Annotated in this window: 12 protein-coding genes; 3 read left to right on the top strand and 9 right to left on the bottom strand. The window is 67.5% G+C overall.

Annotated features, from left to right (window positions below; all coding sequences use genetic code 11):
- Positions 1-17: 17 nt before the first annotated feature.
- The 3 genes from EG885_RS05645 to EG885_RS05635 are packed head-to-tail and all read left to right on the top strand — an operon-like array spanning position 18 to position 3,280.
- Positions 18-1,148, top strand: a complete 1,131-nt coding sequence (locus EG885_RS05645) for an SPFH domain-containing protein (protein WP_131573506.1) — start codon at positions 18-20, stop codon at positions 1,146-1,148.
- Positions 1,149-2,306 (top strand): TFIIB-type zinc ribbon-containing protein, encoded by a 1,158-nt coding sequence (locus EG885_RS05640; protein ID WP_131573505.1) that lies wholly within the window; start codon positions 1,149-1,151, stop codon positions 2,304-2,306.
- A 56-nt stretch (positions 2,307-2,362) separates the two neighbouring features.
- On the top strand, positions 2,363-3,280 hold the full coding sequence (locus tag EG885_RS05635; protein WP_131573504.1) for a carbohydrate kinase family protein: 918 nt from the start codon (positions 2,363-2,365) through the stop codon (positions 3,278-3,280).
- A gap of 115 nt (positions 3,281-3,395) precedes the next feature.
- Here the strand turns inward: EG885_RS05635 and hflX are convergent, their stop codons facing one another.
- The 9 genes from hflX to dusB form a co-directional block, all read right to left on the bottom strand.
- Positions 3,396-4,787: a GTPase HflX gene (hflX, locus tag EG885_RS05630; protein ID WP_131573503.1), complete on the bottom strand. Its 1,392-nt coding sequence runs from the start codon at positions 4,785-4,787 to the stop codon at positions 3,396-3,398.
- Positions 4,788-5,021 (bottom strand): RNA chaperone Hfq, encoded by a 234-nt coding sequence (gene hfq / locus EG885_RS05625; protein WP_042250201.1) that lies wholly within the window; start codon positions 5,019-5,021, stop codon positions 4,788-4,790.
- Between the two features lie 121 nt (positions 5,022-5,142).
- The gene (locus EG885_RS05620; RefSeq protein ID WP_131573502.1) at positions 5,143-6,774 is read right to left on the bottom strand and encodes a TrkH family potassium uptake protein; all 1,632 of its coding nucleotides are present in this window, start codon (positions 6,772-6,774) and stop codon (positions 5,143-5,145) included.
- A 13-nt stretch (positions 6,775-6,787) separates the two neighbouring features.
- Positions 6,788-8,164 carry a Trk system potassium transporter TrkA gene (gene trkA, locus EG885_RS05615; protein ID WP_131573501.1) on the bottom strand — a complete coding sequence of 459 codons (1,377 nt, stop codon included), beginning with the start codon at positions 8,162-8,164 and terminating at the stop codon, positions 6,788-6,790.
- 129 nt (positions 8,165-8,293) lie between these two features.
- Complete coding sequence (gene ntrX, locus EG885_RS05610; RefSeq protein WP_131573500.1) at positions 8,294-9,685, bottom strand: nitrogen assimilation response regulator NtrX; 1,392 nt, start codon at positions 9,683-9,685, stop codon at positions 8,294-8,296.
- Entirely contained in the window at positions 9,682-11,943 is a 2,262-nt protein-coding gene (locus EG885_RS05605) for a sensor histidine kinase NtrY-like (RefSeq protein ID WP_131573560.1), read from the bottom strand. The genes ntrX and EG885_RS05605 overlap by 4 nt, the downstream gene beginning before the upstream one ends.
- A gap of 75 nt (positions 11,944-12,018) precedes the next feature.
- Positions 12,019-13,470 carry a response regulator gene (locus EG885_RS05600; RefSeq protein WP_131573499.1) on the bottom strand — a complete coding sequence of 484 codons (1,452 nt, stop codon included), beginning with the start codon at positions 13,468-13,470 and terminating at the stop codon, positions 12,019-12,021.
- Positions 13,471-13,482: 12 nt separating this feature from the next.
- Positions 13,483-14,592, bottom strand: coding sequence for a two-component system sensor histidine kinase NtrB (locus EG885_RS05595; protein ID WP_131573498.1), 1,110 nt, complete (start codon positions 14,590-14,592; stop codon positions 13,483-13,485).
- The gene (gene dusB, locus EG885_RS05590; protein ID WP_131573497.1) at positions 14,589-15,632 is read right to left on the bottom strand and encodes a tRNA dihydrouridine synthase DusB; all 1,044 of its coding nucleotides are present in this window, start codon (positions 15,630-15,632) and stop codon (positions 14,589-14,591) included. Before dusB ends, EG885_RS05595 begins: the two co-directional genes overlap by 4 nt.
- Positions 15,633-15,645 lie beyond the last annotated feature (13 nt).

Below are 15,645 nucleotides of genomic sequence, written 5' to 3'. Positions count from 1 at the left end.
GGTCAGGGAGGCAGACCATGTCCATATTCGATATTCTGGGCGGCGAATTCATCGAGATCATCGAATGGGTCGATGACAGCCGCGACACGATGGTCTGGCGCTTCGACACGGTCGGGCGGGCGATCAAATACGGCGCCAAGCTGACCGTCCGCGAAGGTCAGGCGGCGGTCTTTGTCCATGAGGGTCAGCTGGCCGATGTGTTCGGCCCCGGCCTCTATCTGCTGGAAACCAACAACCTGCCGGTGATGACGCGGCTGCAGCACTGGGATCACGGCTTTCGCAGCCCCTTCAAATCCGAGGTCTATTTCGTCAACAAGACCCGTTTCAACGATCTGAAATGGGGCACGCGCAATCCGATCATCGCGCGCGATCCGGAATATGGCCCGATCCGCCTGCGCGCCTTTGGCACCTATTCCATGCGCGTCAGCGACCCGGCGCGCTTCATGTCGGAAATCGTCGGCACCGATGGCGATTTCAGCCGGGACGAGATCACCTTTCAGATCCGCAACGTGATCGTGCAGGAATTCTCGCGCGCGATTGCGGCGGCGAATATCCCGGTTCTGGACATGGCGGCCAATACCGATCAACTGGGTGCGCTGGTGGCGAAAGCCATCGCCCCGATGATCGAGGGTTACGGCCTGATCCTGCCGGAATTCTATATCGAGAATATCAGCCTGCCCGCCGAGGTCGAGGCGATGCTGGACAAGCGCACCAGCATGGGAATCATCGGCGATCTGGACCGTTTCGGCCAATACGCGGCCTCCGAGGCGATGCTGTCGGCGGCCCGCAACGAGGGCGGCGCAGGCGCGGGCTTTGGCGCCGCGATGGGCGCGGCGATGGGGATGGGGGCGGCGGCGCGCCCCGGTCCCTGGGGTCAGGCGCCCACCGCCCCCGCGGCCGCAGCACAACCAGCCGCCACACCGCCGCCTTTGCCCGGGCGGACCGTGGAAACCGTCTGGCATGTCGCGCTGGAGGGCAGCGCGCAAGGCCCCTTCGGGCGCGGCCATCTGGGCCGCATGGTGTCCGAGGGCGGCTTGACTCGGGACACGCTGGTCTGGACGCCGGGTCAGGACGGCTGGCTGCAGGCCGAAGACGTGCCCGAACTGGCCCAGCTGTTCACCACCCAGCCCCCGCCTTTGCCGCAATAGATGCCCGGCGCCGAGCACCGCTTTCCCTGCGCGCAATGCGGGGCCAGCCTGCGCTTTCAGCCCGGTCAGGACCGTCTGGTCTGCGACTGGTGCGGTCACGCGCAGGATATCGGCCCCGGCCCGGCCCGCGCCCCCGGTCTGACCCGTCAGGGCGAGGCGCCGCCCTTGCAATGGGAGGCCGCCCACAAGGCCCCGGATCTGGCCGAGATCCCGCTGGATCAGGGCCTGCATCTGGACGCAGGGTCCGATATCGCGCAGGTCGTGCGCACCCTGTCCTGTCCGCAATGCGGCGCTCGGGTGGATCTGGACGACACCCATCACGCCAGCACCTGCCCGTTCTGCGCCACCCCCGTGGTCACCGATACCGGCACGACCCGCCGCATCAAGCCGCAGGGCGTGCTGCCCTTTGCGGTGACCGAGGATCAGGCCCGCGAGGCGATGAAATCATGGCTGGGCAGCCTGTGGTTCGCGCCCTCGGGGCTTTTGGCCTATGCCCGGCACGACCGGCGGCTGACCGGGGTCTATTCGCCCTTCTGGACCTTCGATGCGGCCAGCCGGTCACGCTATCGCGGCCAGCGCGGCGATACCTATTACGAGACGCAATGGGTGACGCAGACCGTCAACGGACGCAGCCAGCGCGTCGCCCGGCAGGTGCCACGCATCCGCTGGAGGCCGGTTTCGGGTCAGGTCGCGCGGGATTTCAACGATGTGCTGGTGCTGGCCTCGACCGCGCTGCCGCCGCGCATCACCGATGCGCTGGCCCCTTGGGATCTGTCGCAGCTGGCGCATTATGCCCCGGCCTATCTGTCGGGCTTTGAGGCCGAGGGCTATACCGTGCCCCTCGCCTCGGGGCACGAGGCGGCGCGGGCGCAGATGGCGCAGGTGATCAGTGCCGATGTGCGCCGCGATATCGGCGGCGACCAGCAGCGCATCGACGCGCTGGACAGCGATTTTTCGGCCGAGACGTTCAAGCATATCCTGCTGCCGGTCTGGACCGCCGCCTATCGCTATAACCGCAAAAGCTTTCGCTTTGTGGTGAACGGGCAATCGGGGCGGGTTATGGGCGAACGTCCATGGTCGGCCTGGAAAATTGCCGGCGCCGTGATCGTGGCGCTGGTCGCGCTAACAGCAATCCTGTATGTCACGCAGTCAGGCTGAGGACCACACAAGGCCAGAGGGGCCAAAGGGGCCAGAGGGGCCAAGGGGGAACATACATGATCCTGTGCGCGGGTGAATCGCTGATCGACATGGTGCCGCAGGACGGCGCCTTCCGGCCGCTGGCGGGGGGGGCGGTCTATAACACCGCCATCGCGCTTGGCCGTTTGGGGCAGCCCACGGGCTATCTGTGGCCGATCAGCCGTGATCCATTTGGCGAACAGATCCTGCGCCCGTTGGCCGAGGCCGGGGTGAGCACCGATCTGTGCCCGCGCACCGACCGGCTGACCACGCTGGCGCTGGTGACCCTGACGAACGGCGAGGCGCGCTATTCCTTTTATGACGAGGGTTCGGCCGGGCGGATGCTGATGCCGGACGATATCGGCCCGCTGCCGGACAGCGTCCGCGCGCTGTTCGCGGGCGGCATCAGTCTGGTTCCCGATCCCTGCGGCGCCACGATCGAGGCGCTGATCAAGGCCCATCACGCCCGCCTGCCGGTGATGATCGACCCCAATATCCGGCCCTTCTTCATCACCGATCCCGACGCCTATCGCGCCCGCCTGTCGCGGCTGCTGCCGATGGCCGATATCGTCAAGATGTCCGCCGACGATCTGGAATGGCTGCATCCCGACCTGTCCGCCGAAGAGGCTGCGCGACGGATCCTGGCATCCGGCCCCCTTCTGGTCCTGCAGACCGGCGGAGAGGCCGGGGCCAAGGCGATCTGGGCAGGCGAGACGGTCAGCGCCCCCGCCGTCCGCACCACCGTCGCCGACACGATCGGCGCGGGCGACACGTTCAATGCGGGCGTGCTGGCCAGCCTTGATCGTCAGGGCATCCTGAGCAAGGCGGGGATCGCCGCCATCACCCCCGCCCAGATCCACGCGGCCCTGACACTGGGCGCCGAGGCGGCATCCGTGACGGTGTCGCGGCCCGGTGCGAACCCACCTTGGGCACATGAGATGCCGCAATCTGCCTGAGGCTGCGCGAGGTGGCTGAGGCCGCAGGGGGGCTTTGCGCCCCCCGTCGCGCAAGGCGCGCCTCCCCCCGCAGGATATTTTTACCAAGATGAATGGGTGGGCGGGTCTGTCAGCCTTAGTCGGCCGGATGCCACTGTCCGGGCCGCCAGTCGTCGGGTTCGTCATCGTCTTCCGGCGCGGTGGCGGTGCCCGAGAAGGCCTCGAAGGCGCCTTTCTGGCGGGCGGTCCAGCGCAGGTGCAGCTCGAGGCCGGTTTCGGTGGCCTCCTCGCGTTCGACCACGCCGGCCTCGTGCAGCCAGGCGCGGCTGCGGCCATCGGCGAAGTCGAGGGTCAGCCGATCCTCGGTCCGGGGTTCGTCCAGAACATCGCCCAGCAGGCGGTCGATGGCACCGATCAGATCGTCCAGCCCCTCGCCGGTCAGGGCGCTGACGGCCTGCACGCCTTCGGTGCGGGCATCGGTGCGGCGCAGGGCTGTGCGGGTGTCGGGGCCGAGCGCGTCGATCTTGTTCCAGACCTCGATCGCGGCCACGTCCTCGTCCACGCCCAGGCTGTCGAGGATGTCGGCGACGTCTTCGGCCTGTTCCTCGGTCTCGGGGTGGCTGATGTCGCGGATATGCAGGATCAGGTCGGCCTCCAGCACCTCTTCCAGCGTGGCGCGGAAGGCGGCGACCAGTTCGGTCGGCAGGTCGCTGATGAAGCCCACCGTGTCGGACAGAATGACCTTGCGCCCCGATCCGCCCTCGCCCGCATCGGGCAGGCGGATGGCGCGCATGGTCGGGTCCAGCGTCGCGAAGAGCATGTCCTTGGCGAAGACATCCGCCCCGGTCAGGCGGTTGAACAGCGTCGATTTTCCGGCGTTGGTATAGCCCACCAGCGCCACGATCGGATAGGGCACCTTGGCGCGCGCCGCGCGGTGCAGGGTCCGGGTTTTCACCACCCGGTCCAGCTGGCGGCGCAGCCGGGTCATCTGTTCGTCGATGGCGCGGCGGTCGGCCTCGATCTGCGTCTCGCCGGGGCCGCCCACAAAGCCAAGCCCGCCGCGCTGGCGTTCGAGGTGGGTCCAGGCCCGCACCAGCCGCGTGCGCTGATAGGACAGCGCCGCCAGTTCGACCTGCAGCACGCCTTCGCGGGTGCGGGCGCGGTCGGCAAAGATTTCCAGAATCAGTCCGGTCCGGTCCAGAAGCTTGACGCCCCATTCCTTTTCTAGATTGCGCTGCTGCACGGGCGTCACCGGGCCGTCGATCAGGACCAGTTCAGCCTCGACCGCGTCCAGCCGTTCCTTGATCTCGGCCAGCTTGCCCTTGCCGAACAGCTTGCCGGGATTGGGTTCGCGCAGGTTCGCGACCTCGGACCCGACCATCTCGATGCCGGGCAGGGCCAGCGCCAGCGCTACGGCTTCGGCCAGCGAATGTTCAGGCTCGCGCCGTTGGGTGCGGGCGCGGCCCAGATCGGGATGGATCACATAGGCGCGCGTCGGCCGGGCGGCGGTTTCCGTCAGCTCGGCCAATCAATCCTCGCCTTCATAAAGGGTGATGGGCTGGCCGGGCATGATGGTGCTGATCGCATGCTTGTAGACCAGCTGCGACTGTCCGTCGCGGCGCAACAGCACGCAGAAATTGTCGAACCATGTGATCACGCCCTGCAACTTGACGCCGTTGATCAGGAAGATGGTGACGGGCACCTTGGCCTTGCGGACATGGTTCAGGAACGCATCCTGCAGGTTCTGCTTGTCGCCAGCCATTTGTTATCGTCCGTTTTTCACTGTCCCTGTCGGATCAACATCTAAGCACATGCGCCCCCCCTTGCAAGCAAAGGCGCTTTTTCGACCACAGAGCGATAGCATTTGCGCCACACCCCCCAGCCTAGCGGCGCCAGAAGTCGGGCGAGAACAGCGCCAGAACCGCCAAAGTCTCGATCCGGCCCAGCACCATGGCAGCGGCCAGCACCGCCTTGGTAAAGCCGGGCAGGCCCGACCACCCCTCCCACGGGGCCGAGGCGATGCCTGCGGTGCCCTCGAATGTGGGGGTCAGGGGGATGGCCCCGGCCAGCGGGCCGGCATTCGTCAGCGCGGCGATGGACAGGATCGTCGCGGTTTCGAATTCGATCGCATGGACCGAGACCAGCGTCACCACCACCGCGATCGACATGGCGAACAGCATGAAGAAGATGAAGGCCAGATAGGCGCCTTCACGGCGCAGCCTGCGCGCGATGCGCCCGCCGCCGGACACGGAACTGGGATGGATGATGCGTTCCATCTCCCGCTGGCCATGGCGGGCCAGTGCATAGACGCGCAGCAGCTTGACCCCGCCCGCCGTGGTAGCGATGCCGCCGCCCATCATCGCCAGCCCCGCCAGAATCAGGCCCGGCGCGTCCAGCCCCGACCAGGCCCGCGCATCGGCCCATTCGACCGAGGTCCAGCCCGTCGTCGTCAGATAGCTGAGAGCGCTGAACAGCCCCCCCCACAGCGCCGCCAGTCCCCGGCCCAGGCCAGCCAGCGGATGCGCGCCGTCGGGCGTCCCGCGGTCGATCTCGATCGCGCCCAGAAAATGGCGCAGGAACAGGATCGCGCCGACCAGCAGCACCAGCCCTGCCGCCATACGCAGTTCCGGGTCGTGGCTGAGCCGTTCGGTGGCCCGCAATTCGGCCCCGCCGGGCCAGAAGCGGCGTGACAGGGCCGGGATCAGGAACACGAACACCAGCATCTCGCCCGCGATGCCGGTCGCCTCTCCGGCGGGGCCGATGACCGGCGAGATCCCCGAGGTGGACAGCGTTCCCATCGCCCGCGTCAGCGCCACGAAGGACGGATCGCCCAGCATAAGCAGCCCCACCCACAGGGCCAGCGTCAGGCCGACGTAAAGCGGCCCGACCTCCAGCGCGGCGCGGGCCAGACGGCTGGTGGGGTCGGACAGATGCCCCTCGTATCGCGGATCGGACAGGTGCAGGACGGGGCGGCGCGGGTCCGAGGACCGGGGCAGATGCTGGCGGTATTCCTCGCGGCCATAGGGGCTGGACATGATCTCGAACCCGCCGACGCGCAGGGGCGCCAGAATCGCCACCGCTGCGACCAGCACGAAGAACCCGCCCATCCAACCGACGATGGCCCGCCACAGATGCAACGGCATCGGCAAAAGATCGGCGGAATAGAGCGAGGCACCGGTGGTCGTCAGCGACGACACCATTTCCCACCATGCGTTGAAAAAGCCGGTATCGGGCTGGCTTTCCGCAAAGGGCACGGCCAGCAGCAATGGCAGGATGCCATAGGCGCCCATCATCATCAGCAGCGTCTCTCGCGCCCGTTGCGGGCGGGGATTGGCCTGCGTGGCCAGCCCGATCAGCCCGCAAAAGACCAGCGTCAGCAAGGCGGCGTAAAAGAAATTCCGCGCGATCGCATCATAGCCGATGACCGAGGCATAGGCAGCGGGCAGCAGCATCAGAACCGCGGCCATTGCCGACAGCAGGATCAGAAGCGGCAGACGCTGCAGGGTGGCGACCATGTCCCGCGCCCCTTCAGAAAAAGTCGATCGAGACCTGCAGCAGGCGCTCGACCTCGGGGACGTCTTTGGTCAGGGCAAAGATCAGCACGATGTCGCCCTCGTCGATGCGGGTGTCGGCCAGAGGCTTGAGAACCCGGTCGCCCTTGCGCACCGCGCCCAGCAGCGCGCCTTCGGGAAAGTCGATGTCGCGGATCGCCCGGCCCGCCATGGGGCTGGTGGACAGAACCTGCGCCTCCATCACCTCGGCCTCGGCATCGCCGATGGAATAGATGTCGCGCACCCGTCCATGGCGGATATGGCGCAGGATCGTCGACACGGTCGTGGCGCGCGGGTTGATATAGGCGTCGATGTCCAGCGCCGCCATCAACGGCACCAGCGTCGGATCGTTGATCAGGGCGATGGCCATTTTCGCCCCCGCCTGCTTGGCGCGGACCGATGCCAGGATGTTGGTCTTGTCGTCATCGGTGACCGCCAGCACCGCATCGGCCAGCGGCACGCCCGCCTCGTCCAGAATTTCGGCGGACAGCCCGTCGCCGTTCAGAACGATGGTGCGCTCCAGCCGGTCGGCGGCAAATTCGGCCCGGGCGCGGTCGCGTTCGATCAGCTTGGCGCGGATGCGGTCGGGCCGCGCCTCCAGCGCCTGCGCGACGGCAAGGCCCACATTGCCCGCGCCGATGATGGTCACGCGTTCCTGTTTTTGCGGCGGTTTGCCAAAAATATCCAGCGTGCGCGCCACATCGTCGGCATGGGCGAAGACATAGATCTGGTCATGCGCGAACAGCTGATCGCCGGGATCCGGCGCGAACAGCCGCCCCTTGCGGCGCACCCCCGCCACGATGGCGCGCAGGCTGGAAAACAGGTCGGTCAGCTGGCGCAGGGGCGTGTTCAGCGCCGGACAGTCGGGTTCCAGATCGATGCCCAGCAGCTGCACCTTGCCGCCCATGAAGGTTTCCACATCGAAGGTCGAGGGCGCGGACAGCCGCTGCAACGCCGCCAGCGCGACCTCTCGTTCGGGGCTGATGACCACATCGATGGGCAGATGTTCAGTGCGGTAGAGATCGGAATAGATCGCGTCCAGATAGGCGCCGGACCGCAGCCGGGCGATCTTGCGCGGGATCTGGAAGACGGAATGGGCCACCTGACAGGTGACCATGTTCACCTCGTCGGAATGGGTGGCGGCGATGATCAGATCGGCATCGCGGGCGCCCGCCTGATCCAGCACGTCGGGATGGCTGGCAAAGCCGGTCAGGCCCTGCACGTCCAAAGCCTCGGTCGCGCGGCGCACCAGATCGGGATTGTTGTCGATCACGGTGACATCGTTGCGTTCACCCGACAGATGACGCGCGATCTGCCAGCCGACCTGACCGGCCCCGCAAATGATGATCTTCATCCACAGCCCTCTTGCCGCTGCCGTGACCGGCGCCTGTCCTGCCTATGCCGGGCGCGCGCGGGGCGCAAGCGCGGCGCTTGCGACCGGCACCCTGCCCGGCCCAAGATGCCCGCCCCTATTTGCCCGCCCCTATTTGCCCATCGCCATTTCGTCATCGCCGCGCATGCCGCCGACCACGCCAAGCGATTTCAGCTTGCGGTGCAGGGCGCTGCGTTCCATCCCCACGAATTGCGCGGTGCGGCTGATATTGCCGCCGAACCGGTTGATCTGAGCAACAAGGTATTCGCGTTCGAACAGCTCGCGCGCCTCGCGCAGCGCCATCGCGGTGACCGAGGGGCCAAGGCTCAGCGTCTCGCTGTTGTCGGGGGTGGCGCCCTGCGGTTCCAGTTCCGATGGCAGGATCGGCCCGGCGCTTTCGGCCAGGATCAGCACCCGCTCGATCACGTTGCGCAACTGGCGGATATTGCCGGGCCAGCGCATGGATTGCAGCGCGGCCACGGTTTCCTCGGGCAGATCGCGCGGGGTCAGGCCCTGATTGCTGTGGAATTGCCCGATGAAATGCCGCGCCAGCGCGGCGATGTCGTCGCGCCGGTCGGCCAGCGAGGGCACCGCGATCGGCACCACGTTCAGCCGGTCGTACAGTTCCTGCCGGAACCGCCCGGCGGCGATCTCGGCCACCAGATCGCGGTTGGTGGATGACAGCACCCGCAGATCGACCCGCACCTTGTCGGCGCCGCCCGCGCGCACGAACTGCTGTTCGGTCAGCACGCGCAGGATCTTGGGCTGGGTGCCCATCGGCATGTCGCCTACCTCATCGAAATAGATCACCCCGCCATGCGCCTGTTCCAGCAGCCCCGGCTCGACCCCGCGTTCCGGCGATTCGCGACCGAACAGAACCTCTTCCATCCGCTCGGGCTCGATCGTGGCGCAGGGGACGGTGACAAAGGGCGCGGTGGCGCGGGGCGAATGGGCGTGGATATAGCGGGCGGCCATTTCCTTGCCGGTGCCCGGCTCGCCCGCCAGCATCACCCGGCCATTCGACTTGGCCAGCTTGTCCAGCCCGTCGCGCAGCCGCTTGAAGGCGGCGGAATGGCCCAGCATCTCGGCGGCCTTGTCGCCGCCCCGGCGCAGGGTGCTGTTTTCGCGGCGCAACCGGGCGGTTTCCATCGCCCGGTTGATGACCACCATCAGCTGGTCGATGTTGAAGGGCTTTTCGATGAAGTCATAGGCCCCCTGCTTGATCGCCGCGACCGCGATCTCGATATTGCCATGCCCCGAGATGATGATCACCGGCACGGCAGGGTTGTTGCGCTTGACCTGCTTGAGGATGTCGATCCCGTCCATCCGGCTGTCCTTCAGCCAGATGTCCAGGATCATCAGCGCCGGTTCGGCATCGTTCAGCGCCGCCACCGCCTCGTCGGAATTGGCGGCGACTCGGGTGTCAAAGCCCTCGTCCTTCAGGATGTCCGCGATCAGCTCGCGGATGTCGCGTTCATCATCGACGATCAGAATGTCGCTCATGGTGTCGCCTCGTCTTTTTCTTGTCTGCTTTTCGGTTTCGCCCCCCGGACGGGATGACGTTCGCGCGGCAGCCTGATTTCGGCCATCGCACCCACGCGGTCGGGCGCGTCGGTCAGGGACAGGCTGCCGCCATGTTCCTCGACGATCTTCTTGACGATGGGCAGGCCCAGACCCGTCCCATGGCTTTTCAGCGTCACATAGGGTTCGAACAGGCGCGACCGGTCGGCGGGCAGGCCGGGGCCGTTGTCGATGATGCGGATGCAGACCTGTTCGGGCTGGGTGTCCATGCTGATATGGATCAGCGGCTGCCAGCCCTCGGGCGGATGGGCGGCCTGTTCCTCGACCGCCTCACCAGCGTTTTTCAGCAGGTTGGTCAGCGCCTGCCGCATCATGCCCGCATCGCAATCGACGATGACCGGCGTGTCGCCGATCTCGCTGACCAGCGCGCCATGCAGGGCATCGCGTTGCAGCAACGCGACCTCTCGCAGCAGGGCGGCCATGTCCGTTTCTGCCCGGTCGGGTTCGGGCATCCGGGCAAAGCGGCTGAATTCGTCCACGATCCGGCGCAGATCGTTGGTCTGGCGGATGATCACATCGGTATATTGTTCCAGCGCGGCGCGGTCGCCCTCGGCGGCCAGAGGGCCGAACTTGCGGCGCAGGCGTTCGGCGGACAGCTGGATCGGCGTCAGGGGGTTCTTGATCTCATGCGCGACGCGGCGGGCCACATCGCCCCATGCGGCCATGCGCTGCGCACTGACCAGTTCGGTCACATCGTCAAAGGCCACCACATAACCCTCCAGCGCGCCATCGGTACCGCGCCGGACCGCCATGCGGACCAGCAGGCTTTCGACGCGCCCCTCGCGCATCAGGCGCACCTCGTCCTGAATGGTTTCCGCGACCGAGGCCGACAGCCGTTCGAACAGCGGCGCAAATTCGGGCACCGCCTCGGACAGCAGGGCGTCGATGTCGCGTTTCGCATCCAGACCCAGCAGGCGGCTGGCCGAGCGGTTGACGAAATCGATCTCTCCGGCGGCATCCAACCCGATCACCCCCGAGGTGACAGAGGTCAGCACATTGTCGAACAGCCGCCGCTGATCGTCGGACAGGCGATAGCTTTCGATCAGCTCTTCGCGCTGCGTCTTCAGTTGACGGGTCATGCGGTTGAAGGCCGCGCCAAGGGTCTGGATCTCGTCCCCGGTCCGGGGTTCGGGTACCTGCACGTCCAGATCGCCCCGTCCCACCCGGTCGGTCGCCTGCGCCAGCAGGCCGATGGGCCGCGACAGCCCGCGCGCGAACCACAGGCCCAGCCAGATCGCCGCCGCCACCAGAAGCAGCGCAAATCCCAGATAGACCAGAGAAAATTCCAGCAGCACTTGCGCGCGCATCTCCTCCAGCTGGCGGTAATCGCCGACGGTGGCGCGGGTGTCGTCCAACAGGCCCAGCAGGCTGCCATCGACCTCTCGGGTCACATACAGATAGCGGTCGGCCAGCGGCGGCAGCGCGACCAGCGCGCGAAACTCGTCATTGTCCCAATCCTCGATCAGGGTCAGGCCCTCGGCCTGCGCGCGGTCCAGCTGATCGCTGGAGGGGGCCTCGTACCAGAACAGATAGCTGCGTTCGCCGCGGGCGCGGATCTCTCCGGTCCCGTTGATGATATAGGCCTCGCGCAGGCCGCGCTGGATCAGCGACTGACCCTGCGTCAGCAGCTGACGCATCTCGCCATCCTCGATCAGCGGATTGGCGCGCCCGGCCTGCGTTAGCACCCCGGCCAGGGCCCGCGCATCCTGCGTCAGATCGCCCCGATGTTCGGCATGATAGGCCTCGGCTGCCGCCTGAGAGGTGGTGACCACCTGCTGCACCCGGTCGGAAAACCAGCCCTCAAGCCCGATATTGACCAGAAACCCCGCAAACAGCGCGACCAGCACCGTCGGCACCAGCGCCAGTCCGCCAAAGATCGCCACCAGACGCGCATGCAGCCGGGATGCGGGCGCCGTGTTGCGCCGATCGGCGATCAGCCGCGCCATGCGGGCGACGATAAAGCCGATCAGGACCACCAGATAGGCAAGATCTGCCAGCAGCACCACGCGCAGCGTCTGCCCCTGCATGCCCTGCGCAAACGGACCCATGACCCGCAGGGTCGCCACCGCCAGCACAAAGCCGGACAGCACGATGCCCCAGGTCAGCAAGCCACGCCATTGGCGCGGCAATCGGATACGGGCCAGCCTGTCCCAGCTGAGCCCCGACACAAGGCCTGCCATAACCCCCACTCGCCGTCTTGTGCGGCTTTTGCTCGTGGGCGGCGCGTGTCGTTCGCGCTGCCCCCTGTGGCGGTTTTACATCAGTTTGCGTCGCCGTGTCACCTCGATATTCAGCTCGGTCAGTTTCTTGCGCAGGGTATTGCGATTGATGCCCAAAAGGTCTGCGCAGCGCAGCTGATTTCCGCCTGTCGCATCCAGTGCGACCTGCAGCAGCGGACGTTCCACCTCGCGCAGGATGCGGTCATATAGGCCCGGAGGCGGCAGCGCGTCGCCATGCAGATCGAAATAGCGCTGCAGATGCGCCTCGACCGAATCCGACAGGCGCGATCCGGCCTGCGGCAGGGCCACCACACCGGCGGGTTCGGGGGCCTGAGGCGCGGCGCTGTTGCCGGTCACCGGGGCGGGAACGCGGCTGGTGCCGGTCTGCTGGGTCAGCGCCTCGCGCATTTCGGTGGCGCTGATGGCCGCGCCGCTGGCGGTCAGGGCCAGACGGCGCATCATGTTTTCCAGCTCCCGCACATTGCCCGGAAAGGGATGCGCGCGCAGCAGGCTGGCCGCATCGTCCGACAGGCTGCGTTCGGGCAGACCCTGCGCTGCAGCGCGGGCCAGCAGATGGGCGGCCAGGGGCAGGATGTCATCCACCCGCGCGCGCAAAGGCGGCACGCTGACCGTCACCCCCGCCAGCCGGTAATACAGATCGGACCGCAACCGCCCGGCCGAGACATCGGCCTGCGGATCGGCGGCGGTCGTGGCGACGATGCGCGGCGCCTCGGCGCGGTCGGGGCCCGATTCCATCGTTTCGATCAGCCCGATCAGACGGGCCTGCGCAGCGGGGTCGAAGCCTGCCGGATTCTCGATCACGATCGTCCCCGCGAGGGCCTTGTCGGCGGCGCGCGCAATCGCCTCTTCGCTGGCATCCGACGAGGTCAGGACCGCCATGCCCCGGTCGCGGCGGTCGGACAGTTCATGAAAGCTGCGCGCGATGGTGGTCTTGCCCACCCCCGCCTCTCCGGCGATGATCACCGGCAGATCGGCATTCAGCACCCGGGCGACCATGCGGAACAGCGCCTGCATGCTGGGCGCATGGCCGATCAGCGGCATGGCCGGATCGGCGGCCTCGCGCGGGACCGGCAGCGGATCGGGCAGCGGATCGGATTTGCGCGGGCGGCGCGACAGGGCCTGATGGGCCTTGGCCATCAGGTCGGGCAGATCGAAGGGCTTGGGCAGGTATTCGAACGCCTCGGCCTCGGTCGCGCGGATCGCCGTCACGATGGTGTTCTGGGCCGAGATCACGATCACCGGCAGATCGGGGCGCGCCTCGCGGATGGCGGGAATGCGGTCGATGCCGTTGCCATCGGGCATCATGACATCGGTGATGACCAGATCGCCGCGCCCTTCCTCGACCCATTTCGACAATTGGGCCAGACTGCCCGTCGCATGCACCCGGCAGCCCGCGCGGGTCAGCGCCTGCGTCAGCACCGTGCGGATGGTGCGGTCGTCGTCAGCGATCAGAACGGTGCCGTCCATGGGATCAGGTCCTTATGCCTTGGGCAGGGAAATGCGGAACACGGTGCGACCGGGGCGACTGTCCACCCGGATCAGGGCGCCATGGTCGGTGATGATCTTGCTGACCAGCGCCAGCCCCAGCCCGGTGCCATTCTCGCGGCCCGAGACGAAGGGCTCGAACACCTGGTCGGCGATGGCGGGGGGAAAGCCGGGGCCGTTATCCTCGATCTCGATCTGCAGGGGCAGAGGCCGGCCTGCGGGATCGGTCTCGTCGGGGGGGCGACGCAGGGTGTGATCGTAATGGCTGTGCAGGCGGATGGTGCCACCGGCCTTGCCCTCCATCGCCTCGGCGGCGTTCTTGACAAGGTTCAGGCAGACCTGCGTCAGCTGGTCCGCATCGGCCAGCGCCATCGGCAGCGAGGGGTCGTAATCCGTCACGATCTGCACACCCCGCGCGAAACCGACCTGAGCCGACCGGCGCACCTGTTCCAGCACGTCATGGATGTTCAGCGCCGCCAGCTTGGGCGCCGAGGTGTCGCCGAACCGTTCGACCTGATCCAGCAGCGCCACGATCCGACGCGATTCGCTGACGATCATCTCGGCCATCTCGCGGTCTTCCGGCGTGGCGTTCATGGCCATCAGCTGGGCGGCGCCGCGAATGCCCGCCAGCGGGTTCTTGATTTCATGTGCCAGCATCTCGGCCATGCCGATGGCGCTGCGGGCGGCGCTGCGGACATGGCGGGCCTGATGCAGCCCGTCATCGTCCTGCGGCACGATCAGCAGCATGACGACCCCGCCCACCACCGCCGCCGGCCCGGCATGGACCGCCGCACGCCGCGCCTGATGGCCGCCCGCACGGTCGCCGATCTCGAACTGGACCGAGGTCTGATACAGCGCCTCGTCACTGGCCTGAACGCGGGTGATCAGCGGCGTCAGGCTGGGCAGCAGACGCAGGCGGGTGGACAGCTCGTCCCCCTCCAGCACCCGGCCAAGTGTCGAATTGCGAGAGATGTTCAGCCAGATCTCGGCCGCGTCGTTCATCGCCGCGACCCGGCCGCAGCCATCGAGGATCAGCGAGGGCAAGGGCAGCGCCTGCCATCCCGGCCCGGGCTCGGCCTCGATGAAATCGCGCGGGCGGGTCATGCGGCGGCCTCGTCAGGGGTCTTGGCAAGGGCGTCCAAAGCGGGCGCATCATCCGGTGCGTCGGCAAAGGCGCGGCGGATCAGGGCGATCGTGGCCGCAGGCGTGGGCGCGCGCAACAGCTGGTCGCGCAGCGGTGCGGCATTCGCGTCGGCATACCAGCCCAGATGCTTGCGCGCGACGCGCAGGCCCAGATCGATGCCATAGAAATCCAGCATATCCTCGTAATGCGCGGCGACCAGATCGGCCAGCGCGTCGCCCTGCGGAATGACCGGGGCCGGGCAGCCCCACAGCCGGTGGGCGATATCTGCCAGCAGCCACGGCCGCCCCTGCGCCCCGCGTCCGACCATCACCGCCTCGGCCCCCGATGCGGCCAGCGCGGCGCGCGCGCTGTCGGCATCGGTCACATCGCCATTGGCCACCAGCGGCGGTCGCCCGGGCAGATCGGCCACGGCGCGGATCGCCGTCCAGTCGGCGCGGCCCTTGTAGAACTGCGCCCGCGTGCGGCCATGCACGGTCAGCATCGCCACCCCGGCACCCTGCGCCCGGGCCGCCAGATCCGCCGCGTTCAGGCAATCATCGTCCCAGCCAAGCCGCATCTTCAGCGTCACCGGGACCGAGACCGCGCCCACGACCGCATCAACCAGCGTCAGGGCATGGTCCAGATCGCGCATCAGCGCTGCGCCCGACAGCCCGCCGGTCACCTTCTTGGCGGGGCAGCCCATGTTGATGTCGATGGCCCTTGCGCCCATGCCTTCGACGATGCGGGCGGTTTCGGCCATCGGCTGCGCCTCGCGCCCGGCGATCTGGACGCTGACCGGCAGCAGCCCTTCGGTCAGGGCCTTGGCGCGCACGGCGGCGCGGGTCGAGGGGCGGGGCGTCACCATCTCGGTCGAGGCGACCATCTCGGACACCATCAGCCCGGCGCCGAACCGCGCCACCGCCCGGCGGAACGGCACATCGGTGATCCCCGCCATCGGCGCCAGAAACACCGGCGGTCCCAGAGGCATGTCGCCAAGAATGATGGGTTCGGGCAATTGCATGTTCGTTCCTTCA

Source organism: Paracoccus nototheniae (assembly GCF_004335005.1).
Classification (GTDB): Bacteria; Pseudomonadota; Alphaproteobacteria; order Rhodobacterales; family Rhodobacteraceae; genus Paracoccus; species Paracoccus nototheniae.
The sequence above is the reverse complement of the archived record's forward strand: the minus strand, read 5'-3'. Positions and strand labels throughout refer to the sequence as shown.

Excerpts from the sequence above, each read along its gene's own strand:
- trkA (WP_131573501.1), bottom strand. The coding sequence starts at position 8,164 with ATGAAGATCATCATTTGCGGGGCCGGTCAGGTCGGCTGGCAGATCGCG.
- EG885_RS05605 (WP_131573560.1), bottom strand. The coding sequence starts at position 11,943 with ATGGCAGGCCTTGTGTCGGGGCTCAGCTGGGACAGGCTGGCCCGTATC.
- ntrX (WP_131573500.1), bottom strand. The coding sequence starts at position 9,685 with ATGAGCGACATTCTGATCGTCGATGATGAACGCGACATCCGCGAGCTG.
- EG885_RS05620 (WP_131573502.1), bottom strand. The coding sequence starts at position 6,774 with ATGGTCGCCACCCTGCAGCGTCTGCCGCTTCTGATCCTGCTGTCGGCA.
- EG885_RS05635 (WP_131573504.1), top strand. The coding sequence starts at position 2,363 with ATGATCCTGTGCGCGGGTGAATCGCTGATCGACATGGTGCCGCAGGAC.
- EG885_RS05595 (WP_131573498.1), bottom strand. The coding sequence starts at position 14,592 with ATGACCCGCCCGCGCGATTTCATCGAGGCCGAGCCCGGGCCGGGATGG.
- EG885_RS05600 (WP_131573499.1), bottom strand. The coding sequence starts at position 13,470 with ATGGACGGCACCGTTCTGATCGCTGACGACGACCGCACCATCCGCACG.
- EG885_RS05645 (WP_131573506.1), top strand. The coding sequence starts at position 18 with ATGTCCATATTCGATATTCTGGGCGGCGAATTCATCGAGATCATCGAA.
- EG885_RS05640 (WP_131573505.1), top strand. The coding sequence starts at position 1,149 with ATGCCCGGCGCCGAGCACCGCTTTCCCTGCGCGCAATGCGGGGCCAGC.
- hfq (WP_042250201.1), bottom strand. The coding sequence starts at position 5,021 with ATGGCTGGCGACAAGCAGAACCTGCAGGATGCGTTCCTGAACCATGTC.
- dusB (WP_131573497.1), bottom strand. The coding sequence starts at position 15,632 with ATGCAATTGCCCGAACCCATCATTCTTGGCGACATGCCTCTGGGACCG.